Origin of the sequence: Helicobacter sp. NHP22-001, from assembly GCF_030270165.1 — a bacterium.
Classification (GTDB): Bacteria; Campylobacterota; Campylobacteria; order Campylobacterales; family Helicobacteraceae; genus Helicobacter; species Helicobacter gastrofelis.
Genome location: NZ_BSWS01000005.1, coordinates 54,192 through 73,709, shown reverse-complemented (window position 1 = coordinate 73,709; position 19,518 = coordinate 54,192). Strand labels below are relative to the sequence as shown.

21 protein-coding genes, 1 tRNA gene and 1 other RNA gene are annotated in these 19,518 nt (G+C 48.1%); 6 read left to right on the top strand and 17 right to left on the bottom strand.

Annotated features, from left to right (window positions below):
- Positions 1 to 41 precede the first annotated feature (41 nt).
- Together ssrA and QSJ47_RS05285 are read left to right on the top strand one after the other, a co-directional pair.
- Positions 42 to 399: a transfer-messenger RNA gene (ssrA, locus tag QSJ47_RS05290) on the top strand.
- A gap of 32 nt (positions 400 to 431) precedes the next feature.
- The gene (locus QSJ47_RS05285; protein WP_260321536.1) at positions 432 to 920 is read left to right on the top strand and encodes a hypothetical protein; all 489 of its coding nucleotides are present in this window, start codon (positions 432 to 434) and stop codon (positions 918 to 920) included.
- Here QSJ47_RS05285 and QSJ47_RS05280 read toward each other — a convergent pair whose 3' ends face one another.
- The 3 genes from QSJ47_RS05280 to QSJ47_RS05270 are packed head-to-tail and all read right to left on the bottom strand — an operon-like array spanning position 921 to position 2,477.
- Positions 921 to 1,259, bottom strand: a complete 339-nt coding sequence (locus tag QSJ47_RS05280; protein WP_221271253.1) for a chaperone NapD — start codon at positions 1,257 to 1,259, stop codon at positions 921 to 923.
- Entirely contained in the window at positions 1,256 to 1,729 is a 474-nt protein-coding gene (locus QSJ47_RS05275; protein WP_285602663.1) for a 4Fe-4S dicluster domain-containing protein, read from the bottom strand. The genes QSJ47_RS05280 and QSJ47_RS05275 overlap by 4 nt, the downstream gene beginning before the upstream one ends.
- Positions 1,722 to 2,477, bottom strand: coding sequence for an exodeoxyribonuclease III (locus QSJ47_RS05270; protein WP_285602662.1), 756 nt, complete (start codon positions 2,475 to 2,477; stop codon positions 1,722 to 1,724). Before QSJ47_RS05270 ends, QSJ47_RS05275 begins: the two co-directional genes overlap by 8 nt.
- A gap of 83 nt (positions 2,478 to 2,560) precedes the next feature.
- Here QSJ47_RS05270 and QSJ47_RS05265 point away from each other — a divergent pair.
- Positions 2,561 to 2,636, top strand: a tRNA-Phe gene (locus tag QSJ47_RS05265).
- A 10-nt stretch (positions 2,637 to 2,646) separates the two neighbouring features.
- Here the strand turns inward: QSJ47_RS05265 and QSJ47_RS05260 are convergent.
- Entirely contained in the window at positions 2,647 to 3,405 is a 759-nt protein-coding gene (locus QSJ47_RS05260; protein ID WP_221271250.1) for a TSUP family transporter, read from the bottom strand.
- Positions 3,406 to 3,494: 89 nt separating this feature from the next.
- Here QSJ47_RS05260 and gatA point away from each other — a divergent pair, with 89 nt between their 5' ends.
- The 3 genes from gatA (at position 3,495) to dnaJ (ending at position 7,495) form a co-directional block, all read left to right on the top strand.
- Positions 3,495 to 4,868 (top strand): Asp-tRNA(Asn)/Glu-tRNA(Gln) amidotransferase subunit GatA, encoded by a 1,374-nt coding sequence (gene gatA, locus QSJ47_RS05255; RefSeq protein ID WP_285602661.1) that lies wholly within the window; start codon positions 3,495 to 3,497, stop codon positions 4,866 to 4,868.
- Positions 4,859 to 6,304 (top strand): IMP dehydrogenase, encoded by a 1,446-nt coding sequence (gene guaB, locus QSJ47_RS05250; protein WP_221271248.1) that lies wholly within the window; start codon positions 4,859 to 4,861, stop codon positions 6,302 to 6,304. Before gatA ends, guaB begins: the two co-directional genes overlap by 10 nt.
- A gap of 72 nt (positions 6,305 to 6,376) precedes the next feature.
- Positions 6,377 to 7,495, top strand: a complete 1,119-nt coding sequence (gene dnaJ / locus QSJ47_RS05245; protein ID WP_285602660.1) for a molecular chaperone DnaJ — start codon at positions 6,377 to 6,379, stop codon at positions 7,493 to 7,495.
- On the opposite strand, the gene fliY is transcribed toward dnaJ, so the two are convergent.
- The 13 genes from fliY to QSJ47_RS05180 all read right to left on the bottom strand — a co-directional run bounded on the left by fliY (position 7,496) and on the right by QSJ47_RS05180 (position 19,395).
- Entirely contained in the window at positions 7,496 to 8,374 is an 879-nt protein-coding gene (gene fliY / locus QSJ47_RS05240; RefSeq protein ID WP_221272600.1) for a flagellar motor switch protein FliY, read from the bottom strand.
- Positions 8,374 to 9,435 (bottom strand): flagellar motor switch protein FliM, encoded by a 1,062-nt coding sequence (fliM, locus tag QSJ47_RS05235; RefSeq protein ID WP_221271246.1) that lies wholly within the window; start codon positions 9,433 to 9,435, stop codon positions 8,374 to 8,376. The genes fliY and fliM overlap by 1 nt, the downstream gene beginning before the upstream one ends.
- Positions 9,428 to 10,123 (bottom strand): RNA polymerase sigma factor FliA, encoded by a 696-nt coding sequence (locus tag QSJ47_RS05230; RefSeq protein ID WP_221271245.1) that lies wholly within the window; start codon positions 10,121 to 10,123, stop codon positions 9,428 to 9,430. Before QSJ47_RS05230 ends, fliM begins: the two co-directional genes overlap by 8 nt.
- 3 nt (positions 10,124 to 10,126) lie before the next feature.
- On the bottom strand, positions 10,127 to 10,438 hold the full coding sequence (locus QSJ47_RS05225) for a hypothetical protein (protein ID WP_221271244.1): 312 nt from the start codon (positions 10,436 to 10,438) through the stop codon (positions 10,127 to 10,129).
- Positions 10,439 to 10,446: 8 nt separating this feature from the next.
- Positions 10,447 to 11,319, bottom strand: coding sequence for a P-loop NTPase (locus QSJ47_RS05220; RefSeq protein WP_285602659.1), 873 nt, complete (start codon positions 11,317 to 11,319; stop codon positions 10,447 to 10,449).
- On the bottom strand, positions 11,316 to 12,680 hold the full coding sequence (gene flhF / locus QSJ47_RS05215) for a flagellar biosynthesis GTPase FlhF (protein WP_285602679.1): 1,365 nt from the start codon (positions 12,678 to 12,680) through the stop codon (positions 11,316 to 11,318). The genes QSJ47_RS05220 and flhF overlap by 4 nt, the downstream gene beginning before the upstream one ends.
- A complete protein-coding gene (gene folK / locus QSJ47_RS05210) occupies positions 12,677 to 13,159 on the bottom strand; it encodes a 2-amino-4-hydroxy-6-hydroxymethyldihydropteridine diphosphokinase (protein WP_221271242.1) in 483 nt (160 codons plus the stop codon). The genes flhF and folK overlap by 4 nt, the downstream gene beginning before the upstream one ends.
- 7 nt (positions 13,160 to 13,166) lie before the next feature.
- Positions 13,167 to 14,183, bottom strand: coding sequence for an aminopeptidase P family protein (locus QSJ47_RS05205; protein WP_285602658.1), 1,017 nt, complete (start codon positions 14,181 to 14,183; stop codon positions 13,167 to 13,169).
- A gap of 3 nt (positions 14,184 to 14,186) precedes the next feature.
- A complete protein-coding gene (gene aroQ / locus QSJ47_RS05200; protein WP_221271240.1) occupies positions 14,187 to 14,678 on the bottom strand; it encodes a type II 3-dehydroquinate dehydratase in 492 nt (163 codons plus the stop codon).
- Between the two features lie 44 nt (positions 14,679 to 14,722).
- Entirely contained in the window at positions 14,723 to 16,324 is a 1,602-nt protein-coding gene (locus QSJ47_RS05195) for a methyl-accepting chemotaxis protein (protein WP_285602657.1), read from the bottom strand.
- Positions 16,325 to 16,379: 55 nt separating this feature from the next.
- On the bottom strand, positions 16,380 to 17,156 hold the full coding sequence (locus QSJ47_RS05190; protein ID WP_285602656.1) for an HpaA family protein: 777 nt from the start codon (positions 17,154 to 17,156) through the stop codon (positions 16,380 to 16,382).
- Between the two features lie 79 nt (positions 17,157 to 17,235).
- A complete protein-coding gene (locus QSJ47_RS05185; RefSeq protein ID WP_285602654.1) occupies positions 17,236 to 18,216 on the bottom strand; it encodes an iron-sulfur cluster assembly scaffold protein in 981 nt (326 codons plus the stop codon).
- A gap of 9 nt (positions 18,217 to 18,225) precedes the next feature.
- Complete coding sequence (locus QSJ47_RS05180; RefSeq protein WP_221271237.1) at positions 18,226 to 19,395, bottom strand: NifS family cysteine desulfurase; 1,170 nt, start codon at positions 19,393 to 19,395, stop codon at positions 18,226 to 18,228.
- Positions 19,396 to 19,518 lie beyond the last annotated feature (123 nt).

The following is a 19,518-nucleotide window of genomic DNA, read 5'->3' as shown; positions in this document are numbered from 1 at the left end:
AAAAGATTATTATGCTATACTTCGTAGGCTTATTTTTGTAAGGGGCTGAAATAGGATTTCGACAGGGATTGCGTTGCGTGGGTTGCATGCCAAGTGTCTCTTGTAAAACGACACAAACAATAACCGTAAACAATCCTAATTACGCTCCCAACTACGCTAAAGCAGCGTAGCGAGCTGGAACTTGGCGGATCGATCGGTGTTTGCTAAGCCTTCCATCATCTTAGCCGATTGCCTTTAAGAGCCGCTCGCCTCTTAGAGTAAGCCTAGAGCTAGGGGTTTCTTTGGGGCTTGGAGAAGTTAGCCCGTGAAGCCTTAAGACTTTTAACTTCTCTAAGCATGTAGAGGCCCATGTTAGGACGCGATTTTTGGACTGGGGTTCGACTCCCCACAGCTCCACCATGTACATTTGGCATTTAGAAGGATTAAAAAAAATGGATTTACGATTGCGTGCGTTTTTAGCTCCCCTATTGTTTTGCTTGGGCTTTATCCCCCTTTGGGGCATTGACATACAAGCCTTGGTGCAAGAGCAAGTCAAAAGCGCAGGGTTAGCCGACCAGTTAGTCAGCGTAACTAACCAAATGCTAGAGGGGGCGATCGATACAGGCAAAAACTACCAACAAGTCAAACAGCTTGACAAGCTCTACCAAGAAACCAAGAACTTAAAGGCGATCTTAAACCCTAATAAGGGCGCATCCAAACCCACAGGGTTGGGGGCGGTCTTTAAAAAAGCCATTGAACCCCCCGTGGACCTGGACAAAGCCCTAAACCTCACCAATGCCTTACAAAAAGAAGTGAAAAACGCCAACCAAGACGGGCTAGACTACAGCAAAATACTCAGCGTCTTAAACCAGCTTGAAAACTCCTTACAAACCGCCCTAGATTTAAAATCGCAGTGGCTCGACACTAGAAAGGCAAACTAGCTACTGATCCAAGAGCCAGTTATTCACATCCCCCCCGTAGCGCACACCCTTAGCGTCCGTGTTCTCAATCTTTTCTAAACTCTCTTGGATATTGGGGGGTAGGGGGTTTTCATCGCTATAACTATAGTGCATGTGTGCGCCAATCACCCCCTTAGTTTGCTCAATCGCCCGATTCGCCCGAACCTCTTCATTGACATTTTCCGCCTCTATCAAGGCGATGATGACCCCCTTGTCTTTATCAAACGCCCCCACCTCAACATGTTCAATGTTTTTAAGGCTCTCTAAGACCCCCTCAAACGCCTCCAACTCTACCCGCACAACCACACTTGAAATATTCATACTGACCTCTCTATAAATAAAATCGCCTCTGTAGGGCAGACCCCCACACAAAACCCACACCCCGTGCAAACCCCCAAATCTACACGGGGTTTAAACATACCCAAAAAGTGTATCGCTTTATCTTTACACGCATCGCCACACGCAAAGCACACCACCCCTTGATGCCCTAGACATTTATCGGGGTCAATGAGTGCTAGTGCATTTATCCCCCCTAAACTCTCATCTAACACCCCTGCACACTCCGCACACGCTTTTAAACACGCCCCACAAAAGGTGCATCCGCTTTTAGAAAAGTCCAAATGGGGCACTTGCCCCGGCTCTTTAAAGATGATCTTTTCGGGGCACGCCCCCATACACCCCCCCACGCACTCCACGCACTCATCTGCCCTTTGGGGGTTAAAGTAGGGTAGGGGCACTTGAAAGGGTTTGCCCTGCGTTTTAAAAATCTCTCTTAAGGGCTTTTTATCCATGCAATTCTAACCCCACGGGGCAGTGGTCGCTGCCTAGGATTTGGGCGTAAATGTGGGCGTTTTTAAGCGTGTCTTTTAAATTGCAAGAGGCTAAGAAGTAGTCAATGCGCCAGCCCACATTGCGTTCTCTTGCCTGTCCTATGTAGCTCCACCAAGTGTAAGCCTCCCTTTGCTCGGGGTAAAAGTGGCGGTAGGTGTCGATAAAGCCCTTTTGTAAGAGCGTGCTAAAGGCTTGCCTCTCAGGGTCGCTAAAACCGGCGTTGTAGCGGTTTGCCTGTGGGTTGGTTAAATCGATCTCATTGTGTGCCACATTTAAATCCCCACACACTAGCACCCCTTTTCGTGCCATTAAACCGCTCAAAAACCCCCTAAAGGCCTTCTCCCACTCTAGGCGGTAAGGCAGACGCAACAAGCCCCTTTGGGCGTTGGGGACATAGACATTCACCAAATAAAACTTAGGGTATTCGCACACCACCACCCGCCCCTCCAAATCGTGTTCGGTTACACCGATTCCATAACTTACATCTAAGGGTTGTTCTTTGCTAAGGGTGAGCACCCCACTATACCCCTTTTTCTCTGCGCTGTTCCAAAAGGCATAATAGCCCTCAAAGGCAAAGTTGGCTTGCTCGGGGTGCATTTTAGTTTCCTGCACGCAAAAAATGTCCGCCTTGCTTTGCTCTAAAAAGTCTTTAAAGCCCTTTTGCATGCACGCTCTCAAACCATTGACATTCCACGAAATTAAGCGCATTGCTAGACCTTTGGCACAGAATCGCCCCCATTATAGCATTTTAAGTAAAGTTTTAGGCAAGAATGTTTAAAATAAACATTTTTGGCTTGATAGCTCAGTCGGTAGAGCAGAAGACTGAAAATCTTCGTGTCGGTGGTTCGATTCCGCCTCAAGCCACCACTAAAAACTTTCAATGCAAAAAATCCCAAAACAACTTTAAAATGGTCGCTCCCACCACGCATAAAAACACCTTGCGGATAAACTTCACTTCTTTACGCACCACTAAATTAGAGCCCACCCAAGCCCCCAGCATTTGCCCCACGCCCATTAACAGCCCCACCGCCCAAATGACATGCCCGCCGATCAAAAACACACTTAAACTAATAAAATTGCTTGTGAAGTTAAACACTTTTGTGTGTGCGGTGGCTTTTTTAAGATTAAAGCCTAAAAGCGAAACTAAGGCAAAAGTCCAAAACGAGCCTGTGCCCGGTCCAAAAAAGCCGTCATAAAAACCCAAAAGCACGCCAAACACGCCATAAAACAAAGCGGGCTTGAGTTTAGCCGGCTTGTCCCCTTCGCCCATTTTAGGCGAGAACAGGGTATAAACAAAGATGAGCGAGAGAAATATGGGGATGAGTAGCCGTAATAAATCCGCCTTGAGGTGCAAGATGAGGCTTGTACCAAGACTTGCCCCCACCACCACACACGCCACGCCAAAAACCACTTCTTTCAAAGACACCATGCCCTTTAAACAGAAATTAAGCATGGCGGTGAAACTCCCAAAGCTGCTTTGTAATTTATTCGTGGCAAGAGCCAAATGGGGGGGTATCCCCAACGCCAAAAGCGTGGGCAGCGTGATGAGCCCCCCACCCCCAGCGATCGAATCGACCAGCCCCGCACAAAAGGCCGTCAACGCCACAATGACATACACAAACCATGCTAAATCCATCACGCCCCTTGTTGCCAAAGCACTGAATTTTTTACTATACTTTAGTTTTACTCTGCATTTGCTAAGATAGATGAAAACGGGAGAAAAGCATGGTAACACTCACGCAAGCTATGGGGTTAGCCCCCACTGAGTTAGAAGAGTTAAAAAAACAAATCGCCAAAGAAGTGGGAAAAAGCGATTTAAACGCCTATATCCGCTCCCCAGAGCAAGATGGGGCGAGTGGGGGGGGGGTGCCGATTCTCATTAAGGACAATATTAATGTCAAAGGGTGGGCGATCACTTGTGCGAGCCAAATTTTACAAGGCTACATCGCGCCTTACCACGCTAGCGTGGTGGAGAGATTGCACCAAAATGGCATGTGCGCCTTTGGCGTGGCAAACATGGATGAATTTGCGATGGGCAGCACCAGCGAGTCTAGCTGCTATGGGGCGGTGAAAAACCCTAGGGATTTAAGCCGTGTGGCCGGGGGCAGCTCAGGGGGGTGCGCGAGTGCGGTGGCGGGGGGCTTGGCAATAGCGGCTCTTGGTAGCGACACGGGCGGATCTATCCGCCAGCCAGCTAGTTATTGCGGCTGTGTGGGGCTTAAGCCCACTTATGGGCGGGTGAGCCGCTATGGGTTAGTGGCTTACAGCTCCAGTTTAGACCAAATCGGGCCTATTACACAGAATGTGCAAGATTGTGCCTTGCTCTTAGATGCCATCAGCGGACACGACCCCAAGGACTCTACCAGTGTTAAACAAAACCCCTTGATGACTTTTAAAAATTTAGACCCCAACAAACGCTTTAAAATCGGGGTGCTTGAAGATTATTTAGACGATGCCGACCCCTGCGTCCAAAAGGCTTACTTTGACACCACAAAGTTATTAGAGGATATGGGGCATGAGATTGTGCCCCAGAAAATGGCAAATGGCAAGTTTGACACGGCGGCTTATTACATCATCAGCACCGCGGAAGCGTGTTCTAATCTTGCCCGTTTTGATGGGGTGCGTTATGGGCGTAGAGCAAGCGCAAACAACTTAAAAGAGATTTACACCAAGAGCCGGACAGAAGGCTTTGGGGCTGAGGTGAAAAGGCGCATCATGCTAGGCAACTTTGTTTTAAGCAGCGGCTATTATGAGGCTTACTACCAACAAGCGCAAAAGGCACGGGTGTTTATCCGCCAGCAATACGCTAAAATTTTTAATGAAGTGGATATTCTTTTAGCCCCAGTCGCCCCCTCTGTTGCGCCCAAATTTAACGCCCATGCCAGCCCGCTAGAAATGTATCTCAGCGACATTTACACGGTGGGGGTGAATTTAGCAGGACTGCCGGCCATATCTCTGCCTGTGTCTAAGAGTGTGGAGGGCTTGCCTGTGGGCTTGCAATTAGTCGCTCCCGCCTTTGAAGAACAACGCATTTTAGACACCGCCTTTGGGCTTGAAGATGCGCTTAGCCTCACTTTTAAAGGCATTGCATGCAATTAGTCCAAAAAGCCTTAACCTTTGAAGATGTTCTGCTCTTGCCTGCTTTCTCTGAGGTGTTGCCAAAAGAAGTGAGTGTAGCCTCTAAACTTAGTACCCACATTTCTTTAAATATCCCCTTTGTGAGCGCAGCGATGGACACGGTTACTGAATACCAAACCGCTATTGCCATGGCACGCCTAGGCGGTATTGGCATTATCCACAAGAACATGGACACGCAAACACAAGTGGAGCAAATCCAAAAGGTCAAAAAGAGCGAGAGCGGGATCATCCACGATCCCATTTATATCCACGCTGAGGCAAGTTTGGCAGAGGCCAAAGAGATCACAGACAATTACAAAATCTCGGGCGTGCCCGTGGTGGATAAAGAGGGCAAACTCATAGGGATTTTAACGAATAGAGATTTGCGTTTTGAGTTTGATTTAACCCGCCTAGTGGGGGAGGTGATGACAAAAGCCCCCCTACACACCGCCCATGTGGGCGTGAGCCTAGAGGAGGCGCAGGCGATCATGCACAAATACCGCATTGAAAAGCTCCCCATTGTGGACGCCAACAACACCCTAAAGGGCCTCATCACCATTAAAGACATACAAAAACGCATTGAATACCCACAGGCCAACAAAGACCATTTGGGGCGTTTAAGGGTGGGTGCAGCCATAGGGGTGAATCAACTCGATCGGGCCCGGGCTTTAGCCAAAGCGGGGGCGGATGTGTTGGTGCTTGATAGCGCACATGGGCATTCGCTCAATGTGATCAAAACCCTAGAAGCCCTTAAAAAAGAGCTAGAAGTCGATGTGGTGGTGGGCAATGTGGTTACCGCCCAAGCCACTAAGGATTTAATCAGTGCGGGGGCTAATGGCGTGAAGGTGGGCATTGGACCGGGCAGCATTTGCACGACCCGCATTGTGGCAGGGGTGGGCATGCCCCAAATCAGCGCAATCGACAATTGCTACCAAGAGGCCAAGAAGCACAATATCCCCTTGATCGCCGATGGGGGGATCAAATACTCCGGTGATGTAGCTAAGGCTTTGGCGGTGGGGGCGGCGTGCGTGATGATCGGATCACTCATTGCCGGCACTGAAGAATCCCCGGGGGACACCTTAATCTATCAAGGGCGGCAGTATAAGAGCTATCGGGGGATGGGCAGCATTGGGGCGATGACACGGGGCAGCTCGGATCGCTACTTTCAAGAGGGTTTAGCGTCTGAGAAATTAGTGCCCGAGGGCATTGAGGGGCGGGTGCCTTATCGGGGTAAGATCGCGGACATTCTCTACCAGCTTGTGGGGGGCTTGCGATCGTCTATGGGCTATTTGGGTGCTAAAGACATCCCCACGCTCACCGCCAACGCCCAATTTGTAGAGATCACCGCCGCAGGGCTTAAAGAATCCCATGTCCATGATGTAGATATCACCAAAGAAGCCCCCAACTACCACGCCTAAGTGCCCCCTTTGGGGGTTTCAAAAATTTTAGGGTAAAATAGCCCCTTTTAAACCAAAGTATGAGGTGTTTTAGTGGATTATTACGAACTCTTGGGCGTGGATAAAGGGGCGAGCAAGGAAGCCATTAAAAAGGCGTTTAAACAACTTGCCCGCAAATACCACCCCGATTACAACCCCGACAACCCCGAGGCGGAAGAGAAGTTCAAGCAAATCAGCGAGGCTTATGGGGTGCTCAGCGACGATCAAAAACGCCAAATTTACGACCGCTACGGCAAAGAGGGTTTAGAGGGGCGGGGCATGGGGGGCTTTAGCGATTTGGGCGATATTTTTGCCGACTTATTTGGCGAGGATTCGCTCTTTTCGAGTGCCTTTGGTTTTGGCAAACGCGCGCAGCAAAGCAAAATCTCTAGAGATGTGCTTGTGGGCTTGGAGCTTAGTTTTAAAGAGGCGGTGTTTGGCTGTAAAAAGAGTGTGGATTTGGAATACAAAGCCTTTTGCGTGGATTGTCAAGGCAGTGGGGCGAAGGACAATAAAATGCAAGCGTGCAAGGTGTGCCAAGGGCGGGGGCAAACCTTCGTGCAACAAGGTTTCATGACGATGGCAAGCACTTGTGCTAAGTGTCAAGGTAGCGGACAAATTGCCCTAGAAAAGTGCATCCCCTGCAAGGGAGAGGGCTTTATCTTGCAAAAAGAGAGTTTTGAGTTGGATGTGCCCGAGGGCATTGACAATAAAAACCGCATTAGAGTGCCCAATCGGGGCAATGAATACCAAAGGGGGCTCAGGGGGGATTTATATTTAGAGGCCGTGGTGGGAGAGGATGAGCATTTTTTACGCGATGGGTGTAATATTTACATTGAAGTGCCCGTGTTTTTCACCTCTATCCCTTTGGGCTCTAAAATCATGGTGCCCTCTTTGCAAAAAGAGCTAGAGTTGCAAATCCCCCCCAACGCCCAAGATCGGGCGCAATTTGTGTTTAAAAACGAGGGGGTAAGAGACATCCACACGGGGCGTTATGGCAATTTAGTGGCGGTGTTGAAAATTTTATATCCGCAAAAACTCACAGACAAACAAAGAAACCTTTTGACGCAATTACACGAAAGTTTTGGGTTTGAGAGCGAGCCTTATAAAAATGTGTTTGAGGTGTGTTATGGCAAGGTCAAGCAATGGCTACAGGACCTAGTCAAAAAGTAGCTAACTGTCTTTGAGTTGCTCTAGGCGTTCTTTCTTGCTACCGATGTCGGTGATTTGGATGCCAAAGTTGCCATCCACGATCACCACCTCCCCCTTAGCGATCACTTTATCATCGACTAAGATTTCTAGGGGGTCGTTCACCATTTGGTTGAGCTCCACCACACTGCCTATATCCATGGACACCACATCTTTTAAGATCATCTTTTTTTGACCGATGCGCACCCTGACATTGAGCTTGATGTCTAAGAGCATGTTGATGTTGCGGATCTCAAGCTGTTCTAGGGAGTGATCGCCATCCGTGCGTTCTGTCCTTTGCACCACAGGAATACTAGGCGCAGCCGGGGCGGGACGACCTTTGGGGACATTTTGTACCACTTCTTTTTTATTGAAAATGTCTAAAAACACGCCCCCACAGAAAATAAAAAAGCTTGATTCCAAAGCGTCTAATTTAAAGCTAAACTCAAAGCCATCGCTATAGGGGTCGAGAGAAGACCCATCGCGGGCAAAGCCCGCTCCCTCTGTTTCAAAGCCTAGTTTGGGTAAAGCTTCTTGAGACTTTAAGGCAGTGCTAAGGGCCCCAAAGACATTCGAGCCGATCTCTTTGATCGCATCCAAATCATCGGTTTCTAAAGTTTCCTTAGAAGCCCCCTCTCCCCCAACCATTAAATCCGCTAAAGCTGTCGCCATAGGCACGGGGATCGCCAAAGTGATCTTTAAATTTGCATTAGGGGTTACACGGATTGTTACAGAAGCGTGTTCGATGAAGATAAAATCTCCCACAGAGATCTCGTTTTTTAATTCCACTTGGGGAGCTTTGCCTAGCAAGCCATTGATCGTGGTTGTGAATTCTTGTACAAAAAGTTTTAAAAAATCGTCGATCACTCTTCTTCCTCCTTAATGTTGCCGATTTTGATTTTTCGTTGGTTTTCCAGCACTTCTAGGATTTCTTTGACTTTGTCTTTTTCGGTTTGGACCACTTCTTTAATTTGGATGGTTTTGCGATAACCTTTATAACCCACTGTGGCTAGGTAGCGTTCCTTCTTGTCAATATTGACCACAACCACATCATTGGCGACCTTGTTTAAGCGGATCGTGTCCCCCACCACTAAATCCAAGACCTCTTTTAAGGTGAGTTGCACCCCGCCTAAGAATGCCGACACATCCACGCTTGCCCCCCCCACTAGGGCTTGCAATTCTTTATTACGGCTTTTCTTAGAGCTGGTTTCCGTGAGCATCACATCGCGATTACCCATTTTAGAAAGAATCCCCTCAATGGAGATCACCGGGTAGCATAAATTCATCATTCCCCTAGAGTGCCCGATCACAATCTCCATCACCACCATGATGACGATTTCATTTTGCGCCACGATTTGCACCACATTTGCGCTCGACTCTTTAGCGTCAATGGTGGGGTAAAACTCGGTTACGGGTGCCCAAATATCCTTTAAGATTTGCATGACCTGCTTTAAAATGGTGTCTAAAAGGTTCAACTCAATGTCGCTAAACTCGCGCATTTGCTCGTAAGCACTCCCCTTGCCTCCAAGCAAGCGATCGATCATAGGAAAAACAATGCTAGGATTGACCTCCAACACCCCATTGCCCCCCACAGGTTTCATGGAGAAGACATTAAAGCTTGTGGGGCTAGGTAGGCTCATTAAAAACTCCCCATAAGTCATTTGATCCACGCTGTGCAGTTGGATCTCCACAATGGAGCGCATGATCGCGGAGACTTGGCTAGAGAGGCTTCTAGCCATTTTGTCGTGGATGCTTCTAAAAGAGCGCAACTGCTCCTTACTCACCCGATTGGGGCGTTTGAAGTCGTAAAGCGTGATCTGCTTTTGGGGTAGGATCTCGTGTTTTTGTAGAGTGTTGACATCATCGCCCTCATCCACGACCTCTAAAAGGGCATCGATCTCTTCTTGACTTAGAATATCAGCCATGGCTTGCTCCTAGAGATTTGCGTACCTTTTTGATCACCTCTTTGATGATTTGCGAAATGCGCGACTCGGTGATCCCTAAAATCTCGCGGATCTCGCTCAAATTCAATTCTTCAAAAAAATAGAGTTGGATCAAAAGTTGTTCGCGATCGGTCATGGTTTTGAGTGTGGCTTGGATCGCACTTAGCAACTCCTCAAACTCTAGTTTTTTGGTGATGTTGTCTTGTTCGATGGCGCTGAACTGCTCGTCCATGGGCACATGGGCGTAAATGTCGGAGGCTGCCTTAGCGTCCCTAATCTTAGAAATGTCCTCGTTCAACACCTCAGCCAAATACACATCATCGGGCTCTTGTCCGTGTTCGTTGTAATACTTAGACACTTCATGGTCAATGCTTTTAATAAGCTTTCTTGAAGAGCGCGACACCACATCCAACGAGCGCAAATAATCCAACATCGCCCCATTGACCCGTGTCTTAGCATAGCCCCAAAACGAGTCGTTGAGCACCACATCATAACGCCTAGAGAGCTTGATGAGCTCTTCTGTGCCCACAGACACTAAGTCGTTGAAGTCCACAGAGCTAGGCAAGCGCTCTTTCAAGCGAAACGCCATAGAGCGCACGGCGGGCAGGTATTGGATCGCCAACTCGTCCTGGGAGTTTTGGATTTGCTCTAGGTAAGGCGTGGTGCTCAAAGACTAACCCTCGTTGTACTCATAATTACGGACATAGTTCAACAAGTCTTCCATCTCTTTTTCGCGTTGCACGAACTCTTTGCTAAAGTGGGTCAATTTGCGCTCCAACTCCGCCTTGTTTAAGAACTTCTTACGGGGATACATAAAGCCCATATACACCGAAGCAAAGAGCAAGATAATGAGATAAAAGCCCACAGTGGACACGAGAGTGCCGAATAAAATATACTCGGCTTGGTTAAACTTCAGCAAGGATAAGATCAAACCAATGAAAAACCCGCCCACAATGGAGAAATTGACAAAGTTTTCTAGCTTCATGCACCACCTCACAGATACCTAAGCAAGCGTTTGAAAAACCCGATGAAATTGTCTTTAGGGGTTTCCACCACGCCCTGCTCAAGTTTTAGGGTTAAGATTTTGACAACCTGGTTCATAGAAAACGAAAAGGCGTTGAAAGGCTCGCTCTTGCACAGCAATTTACGATCTTTGATCGAACGCCTCACGGCATTGCTGTTTTGGATATTGCCTAGGTAGTTTAAGGTCATGTTGGGGATGTTCTCTTTAGCCACCCGCTGGATACCCCCGAAGATTTGCAAGGCTTTTTCTGCCGAATCGACCATGTTCACCAGCACAAAGACATCGTCCTTGGTTTTGGAATTGACTTTGATCGTGGTGTAGGCATCGGTGATCGCAGCCGGGTCGGATGTGGTGATCACCACCACGCAATCACTCGCCCTTAAAAAAGCCTGCGTAAATTCGCCAATACCTGCCCCCGTGTCGATGATCATATAATCCAAGTCATCTAAGAGCTTGGTTTCATCCACATAACTATCTAGGATGTCTTGGCTCACATATTTAAAAATCTCTTCGCCACTATCCCCGGGCACTAAATAAAAGCCCTCTTCAAGGGGGTAGATCACCTCGCTAAAATGCACCTCCCCCCGTAGGGCATGCAAGATATTCTTTGTGGTCTTGATGCCAAAGATGATGTCTAAGTTTGCTAGCCCAATGTCTGCGTCTAAAATTCCCACCTTATAGCCACTCTTAAACAAGCTATAGGCTAAGTTTGCGCTGATGGTGCTCTTGCCCACGCCCCCCTTACCCGAAGTGACCGCCACAAACTTGGTCTTGCCTCTTTTGTTGAAGATGCTCTGGGGCTCCATGATGTGCTCTAAACCGCTGGCTTGGTTTTGCTTCATGCTTGTTTCCTACCCGGGTGCGTGAAACCATCGAGCATGCAATCCACCAAATAGTCGTTGCTCGCCACAAGCAAATCCATAGGCACTTCCTGACCTATGGAAAGGTAACTAATAGGCTTTTTGCTCTCATAGACTAAAGAAAACAAGTTTCCAAACCCCCGACTTTCGTCTAATTTTGTGAAGATCAAGCTGTCGATCCCTAAAGGGCTAAAGGCGTTGTAAATGTCGGTCAAATCCTCATATTTCGTGGTTAAAGACAACACCAAAGCCGTGTCAATTCTATACCCATTTTCTGTAAATTTCTTTAAATTCTCAATTTTTTTGCTGTCGTGTTGGGAGTGCCCCGTGGTGTCGATGAGCACCACATCGCAATATTCCAGTGCCTGCATTTCTTTATTGAAGTCCTGCGCATCCATCACAGTTTCAATGCTGATTTTCATTTTCTTAGCATACCACACCAACTGCTCCACCGCCCCAATGCGGTAGGTATCTAAGGTCAAAATCCCCACCTTATATTTTTTATCCAGCATTTTAGAGTAACGGGCAGCGAGTTTGGCTAGAGTCGTGGTTTTACCCACCCCAGTAGGCCCTACGAGCATGACAATTTTTTTATAATTTAAATCTAGCCCCTCGTGCCGACAATAAATCATCTTGCGCAACACCTCGCGAAAATAGCGCTTCACGGTTACGGAGTTCTCGCGCATTTTCACGGGCATCAGCTCCAAGCTCAAGCGCATGATCTCATCCAAGTGGTTCTTATGCATGCCACTATTCTTAGCAAGGCGGTAAATTTCGGCAAACTCGTGGGGAATGAGCAGTCCTTGTTCTTTTTCCTCACTCCACACCATGTTTTGGATGAGCTTTAAATTGTCGTTGATTTTATTCAGCTCCCCCTTAATGGAGTGCAAAGCCACCCCATCGGCTTTTTCTTTCTCTTTGTCTTTCTCTTTAGGGGCAGGGATTGCCGGCTCGGGTGGGCGCACCTGAGCGTCTCTTAAGCTGTCTTGGGCGATCTTTGTGAGCTCTTTAGAGGCGTTGATTGTGGCAGGCTTGATGGGGGCATCCTCATCCACGCCGGCAAGTTTACGCATTTCGCGGATGGTCGCAGATAGGTCCACCTGCACACCCTCATCGGGCTTGGGTGGGGGGTTGCGCAGATTGTCTAGCTTTTCTTGCATGTTGTTGGTTTTGGGCGGAGTTTCTTGATCCACTGCCACCACCACTTCATAGAGCCCGGGCTCGGTGAGGGTTTTCTTGCGGATCTCTTTGGCTTTCACCACGAGGGCGTTGTGCCCGTGCTCGCTTTGGGCGAGTTTCAAGGCTTCGGCGGTGGTTTCTCCGCTATAAGTGTAGAGTTTCACATCTGCCCCCACGCCAAAGCTTGTAAAAATAGGGGCAGCGTGACAGAGGGGCGTTTTGCCCACTTAGGGTGGGGTAGGCTCAAGTGGGCTTGTTTGTAAACCACGCGGTTGTAAAAAATCATATCGATGTCTAAAGTCCTCGGTGCGTTTTTAAAAGCTCTCTGTCTTGCACGCCCAAAACGGCGTTCTAGGTAGAACAAAAGCCCTAAGAGTTGGTTTAAACTCCAACGAGTCGTGAAAACAAGCGTGGCGTTGTAAAAGTCGTTTTGCTCTGTGTAACCAAAGGGCGGGTTGATGTAAAGGGGCGAAGAACACAATGCTGAAAACATGCGATTATTTGCCAGCCAGCGCCACAGCCTTTCAAAAATCGCTCCCGATGCGCCCTCATTACTGCCGATTCCCCACACCACGCTGTTTTTTAAACGCCACGCCCGCTTGCACTTTCTAGGATAAAAGGGGGAGTACACCAAGGTTTGCATGCACCCCTCACAACACAACAGCCCTTGAGCCCTGCACAGCCACTAAATCCTCAATCCGCACCCCAAACTTGCCCGGAAGATAAATCCCTGGCTCAATAGAGAACACCATGCCCTCTTCAATGATGGTTTCGCTTCTTTGGGAGATGAAGGGCAACTCGTGGATGTCTAGCCCGATCCCATGCCCCGTGCTGTGCGCAAAATAAGCTCCATAGCCGGCTTTGTCAATCACGCCTCTAGCTAAGCTGTCGATCTCTTTGCCTGTCATGCCCGCCCTTAAGTTGTCAATGGTAAACTCTTGGGCTTTTCGCACTACATCGTAAATTTTTTGCAATTCCTTATCTTTAAAACTCTGCTCTTTAGAGAAACTAAAGCCCTCTTTAAAAAATGCCGTGCGGGTGCGATCGGCGCAGTAGCGTTCATACTTCAAGCCCACATCCACCAAGAGCAAATCCCCCTCGGCTAAGGGATCTTTGGAGGGTAGGGCGTGGGGCTTGGCGGCGTTGGCATTGATCGCCACAATCGGTTCAAAGCTTAGGTCAAACTCTCCGCTGTAGGTCAAAAAATCCTTGACTTTGAATTGCAAAAAATGTTCGCTGGGTGCGTGGGCGGTGTGTAGATACTTTGCAAAGGCATCAAACGCCTCTTTGTTTAGCTCTTGCGCTTTTTTCAGCAAAGCCACTTGCTCGGGGGTTTTAATGATCCTTTGCTTGCGGTGATAATCTGGCTCGCCTATGAGCTTAAGATCGGGCAAGGCACTTTGCAAATGTTTATAGGCTTGTACACTCACTTGTGTGGGATCAAAGTAAAGTTCCTTAAGTCCGCTTGGGATAAGTTCGACCAATGCTTGCCACAAATCCGTGGTTTCGATCACCTCGGCGTTTTTAAGATTTGTGTGTGCCTCTAAAGTGTAGCGAGCATCGGTGATGAAAAACGCCTCCCCCTCAAATTGCAAAAAAATCGCATGGTCGCAACTGTAGCCACAAGCGAAGTATTGCGCATTTTCATCGGTAGTAAAATGCGCCAAACCCTACTCCTTCTCGATCTGTTGCTGTTGCTGGGCTTGGCTCTCTTTAATCGCTTTGATCTCGGCTAGAATTTGCATCATCGCAATCATGGCAACATGGTAACCAAACGCCCCAAAACCGGTAACAACCCCTGCACTTACAGATCCAGTGTATGAAACCTTACGGAACTCTTCACGGGCGAAGATGTTTGTTAAATGCACTTCAATTACAGGCATGTCAGCGAGCATGATCGCATCAGCGATAGCGATAGAGGTGTGGGAGAATGCCCCGGGATTGATGATGATCCCCTCTATATCGCTGCCCACGCATTCTTGGATTCTGTCGATGATTTCGCCCTCAAAATTGCTTTGGAAGAACTCTAACTCAAGCTCGTTTTGTTTAGCAAAATTCTCCATGTTTTCGTGGATTTGATCCAAAGTTACGGGACCATAAAGCCTAGGGTCCCTATGCCCCAGCATATTTAAGTTAGGCCCCTGAATCACAAGAATTTTCATAAGAACTCCTTTCAAAATAAGAGCTTGATTATAGCATAAACCGCCTAAAGCGTGAAACTATCGACGATTTTTTGCAAGCTTTGGGCAGTGGATTCTAATGCGCTGATCTCTTGTGTGTTGCTTGCCATTGACTTGGACACTTCTACAGCCATTTGGGCAATTTGGTTAACCTTGTTGGCGACTTCCTCAATTTGACCGTATTGGTTGTGGGAGTGCAACACGACCTTTTTTGTATCCTCTAAAGAGTTCGTGGCTTTATCATAGATTGTTTCTAGTGCCTTTACAGCCTCACTCACATGCTCTCGGCTCTTGCGCACCTCTATCACCATATTCTCCATGCTCGCCACGGATTTTTTCGTTTCTGCTTGGATAAGCTGGATGATGTGGTCGATCTCCTTTGTGGCTTCACCTGTATGTTCAGCTAATTTACGGATTTCATCGGCAACCACCGCAAAGCCACGCCCATGTTCACCTGCTCTAGCCGCACCTTGGATCAGCTCGGTGCTGTGGCCTATGCTTTGGGCGTGCTGATCTAGGGACTGGATCTGTGCAGCAGAGTTCTCAACCCCACTTGTGATGTGTGTCATCCCTGCGGCCATATCCTCCATCGCTTCCTTGCCCTGTTTGCTGATCTCCACGCTCTGCGTGGAATTAGCCTCTGTCTGCTCCACAATCGCTTTCACCTCTTGGATACTGCCTTGGATATCTTGCATGTTGGCAATGAGCTGGGTGGTCATGTCCTCTTGTTTATTGGCATTCTTCTGCGACACTTTAGATAAATCTGAAATTAATAAGGATTTTTGGGAAATGTCCTTTGAAGACTGGTTAATTTGGCGGATGATGTGCACCATAGAACTTTGCATTTCACCAATTGCATCTAGAGCACTATGTTTAAAGTGGGTTTGCACTTCCCTAGACAAATCTCCCTTAGCAATCGTAGCGACCACTTCACAGATTTGGCGAGGTTCAGCCCCCAAAGAAGCCTTGATGTAGCGGGTGATCCTAAAGGCAATCCCCATCCCCACAACTGCCATCACTAAAGTAAGCACTAAAATCAAAAAACCGAAATGGCTCGCAATGTTGCGGGCTTTTGGGGTGAGTTGTTGGTTTAAATGCTCCTCATAGTCAATGAAAGCATTCACAGCAGCTAGCCACTTAGTGAAGTTTTGCGCTAGTCCATCTTCTTCTAAGATTTTAGCCGCAAGACGGTTGTTCTTACGGGCTAAAGCTAAGACCTCCTTAATTTGGGGCATGCTTGAAACCTCAACGGCGTAGATGTGGCGCACTAACTGCCGCTCATGATCGCTGACATGTTCAGAGATGCGGACAAACATATCTGCCATTGCATCTTTATTTCTCTTGTAAATATCATTGAGCTTTTGGATCAATGCGACCTGTCGTTGGTAATAAGCATCGTTTTGGGCTAAAATCGCATCTCTAATGGCAATAGAGCGGTCGTGCACACTAGCGCGCATGTTGATAGCATAGCGTTGTTTCACGGCGTTGTAGTCTGTGAGTTCCGTGAGGATATTGTTGATGCTGTGCACCCTAATAATCCCTACACAAGCAGCCACAGCCATCAACATGATCACAATGGCAAAGCCACCAAAGAGCCTCTGAGAAACATTGATCTTATCGATGCCCATACACCAACCTATCCTTTCTTTTTAAAGGCTACCCTAGGGTGGGTAGGTCTAACAACTATTTCTTGATTTGTTCGATTGCTTGGCGGTAGCGGTTGATGTTGGTGTCTGAAAGCTCATTAACCAATTTTTTCATCACCAAAGGGTACATTTCGTTGAGGATTTTGCGGATCGCATCATCATTGTTCTTATCCAATTCTTTGTGGCTTGTGATGTTTGGACCAGCAAACCCGCCAGAGTTTGTGGTTTTGTAAGTGTAGCGGTGGGTAAAGGCTTGTTTTGTCCCCACTTCCACGCCGAAGTTATGGATGATGCGCCCGGTTTCAGGTTCAAAGAATTTAAACCACACAGACCCCGAGCTTTGATCCACCAAAACATCCACATTGTCTTTTTCAGGGTCGTTGGTGTCCATTTTGACATCCTCTAAAATCCCAATCCAACCACCCATGTCTAGCACAGACCACATTTTGTGTTTTTGTTCAGGGGTCATGGCTTTTTCGGTAGACAAAAGCACCACTCGATAGCCCCGTTTTTGGAAAATTTCCGTGATTTGCTTGACCAACGCATCTTGGAATTGGTCAATGTAGGGAGTTAGGTTGTCTGTCACCTGGATATGGGGGGCTAAAATCCCCACGGTGTGGTGGCTCAAGGGCTCTTGAGCGATGTTGATGGGGTAATTGAAGTTTAAAATCGTATCGCCCTTATTCAACACCACCTTGTGCTTTTTAGGTGCTGTCGCACCGCTAGCACTGCCGGTGTTGCCACTATCCGTTGCACAACCTGTGATCAGCAGACCTGCCAAGCTCCCCAATAAGATAAGATTTTTGCGTATCATAACTGCCTCCAAGAAAAACTAAGATGTAAGGACCCATTCTAGCATAGATTAATAAATATTGACCCCTCCTAAACTTAAGTTAAATCGGCAACACCCGAATATTCTCGTCTAAATATTCTTGCAACACCCCCTCAATGGCAAAGAGAGTCCCCGTGGCCGCGCTCGCACACCCATCGCACGCCCCCATGTAGCGGATGTAAACATCTACAAACCCTCCGCCCTCTTTGATGTCTAAGACTTCTAAATTCCCCCCATCCATCATCAACATGGGGCGGATATGCGTGTCGATCGTTTTATCGATCGCCTTGACTTTCTGCACCATGGTCATCTCAATAAAGTTCAAATCCCCCTCTAGGGACTTTTGCGCCACTTCTTTGCGTTTTTCTGCCTCCATTTCGGCGCGCACTTCTTGCAAAATGTCCACGAGATAGTATTCCCTTGCCTCGTGTCCACCGGGGCGTATGCAACTGCCACAAAAGCCCCCCGCTTTGGTGTAGTTGGTGATCTCCTCCACGCTTTTTAAGTCGTTGAGCCTAATCACCTCTTTAATGGTGCCAAGGCTCACCCGTGCGCATTCACACACGATGATTTCATCTTCAAAATCCTCGGGGTTTTTGCCTAAATACTGCCCGGCGGCTTGCTTGATCACATCGTAAGCCATCACTGAGCAGTGCATTTTTTGCCCGGGCACAGCCGGCACATCGGGCTCATCCCTTAGCCCCCTCTCCACATCTAGATTAGTGATTTTCACTGCCTCCTGCACCCTTTTACCTAGGCACAGCTCCACCATCATGTCCGAGCTGGCGATCGCCGTGCCACAGCCAAAGCTTTTAAACTTCGCATCGATGATTTTATCGGTTTGTGGGTCAATGAGCCAATAAAGGCGCACTGCATCTCCACAAGACTCCGCCCCATAGTCGGCGACAATGAGCTTTGCCCCCCTAGCTTTCGCATCTTCCTCTGTGAGCACGCCTAAATGCGTGGGGTTGTCCATGCGTCTGCTCACTTCCTTAGAGTAAGCGTCCCACAAAGCCCCACCTAATAAATTATTTTTTCCCATGTGTTCTCCTTAGTGGCTGTAAGAGCTAGAAATGTTGCGCAAGCGTTTCACGGCTTTTTTAAACACCTCAATGGTGCGCTCGATCTCTTCAGCGGTGTTGAAGCGGCTTAATGACAATCTAATCGCTGTGTGGGCGAGCTCCACATCCGCCCCGATAGCGACCATCACGGGATTGGCTCTTAAATCCTCGCTTGCGCACGCACTCCCCGTAGAGGCGGCGATGTTGGCGCGGTTTAAATCCCACAGCATCGCCTCGCCCTCAATGCCCCGCACACTCACCAAAGTCGTGTTAGGCACCCTATGCACCCGATCGCCGATCACAAAAACATCTTTAATTCCTAAGAGCGCATCCTCTAGGCGATCCCTCAAGCCCCCTACGACCTCTTTTTCATAGGTTAAATTCTCCACAGCTAAACGCATTGCCTCGCCCATGCCAATGATGTAGGGGACATTTAAAGTTCCGCTACGCCGTCCGCGCATGTGCTCGCCCCCATGGAATAAGGGGGTGAGCTCTACGCCTGAGCGGATGTAAAGCCCACCGATGCCCTTGGGCCCGTGGAATTTATGTGCTGAAAAGGAGAGCAAGTCCACTTGGGCTAACTGCACATCTACGGGGATTTTGCCGATCGCCTGCACCCCATCGCTGTGAAACAACACGCCTCTTTCTTTGCAAATTTGCCCAATCTCAGCAATGGGAAAAATCAATCCCGTTTCATTATTCGCCCACATCACGCTCACCAAAGCGGTTTTATCTGTGATCGCCTCTCTCACCTGTTGGGCGGTGATCGTGCCCTGCGCATTGATGGGCAGGTAGGTTACTTCCATGCCCACACTCTCTAAGAACTCGCAAGTGGCGCGCACAGCGGGGTGCTCGACTTGGGTTGTGACAATGTGGTTCTTGCCCCTTTTTAAAAAAGCGTCAAAGTAGATCGCCTTGAGCACCCAGTTATTGCTCTCAGTGGCGCAGGAGGTGATGATGATGTCGTCCTCATCGTGGGCGTTGATCCCGGCATAGAGCTTTTCTAAAGCCTCTGTGATCATCGGGTGCGTTTCTGTGCCGAATTTATGCAAAGAATTAGGGTTACCATAATGCTCACAAAAGTAAGGCTGCATGAGTTCTAGCACTTTAGGGTCAACCTTGGTCGTGGCGTTGTTGTCTAAATAAATTCTATTTAACATGGCCAAAATCCTTTATGTTGTGTGAGAGTTTAGGAAGAAAAAGGTTTTAAGTCGTTTTCTCATAGAGATAAGGATAATACTACGCTATCCTTTAAGTTTGCTAAATAGATCGCTAAAGACAAG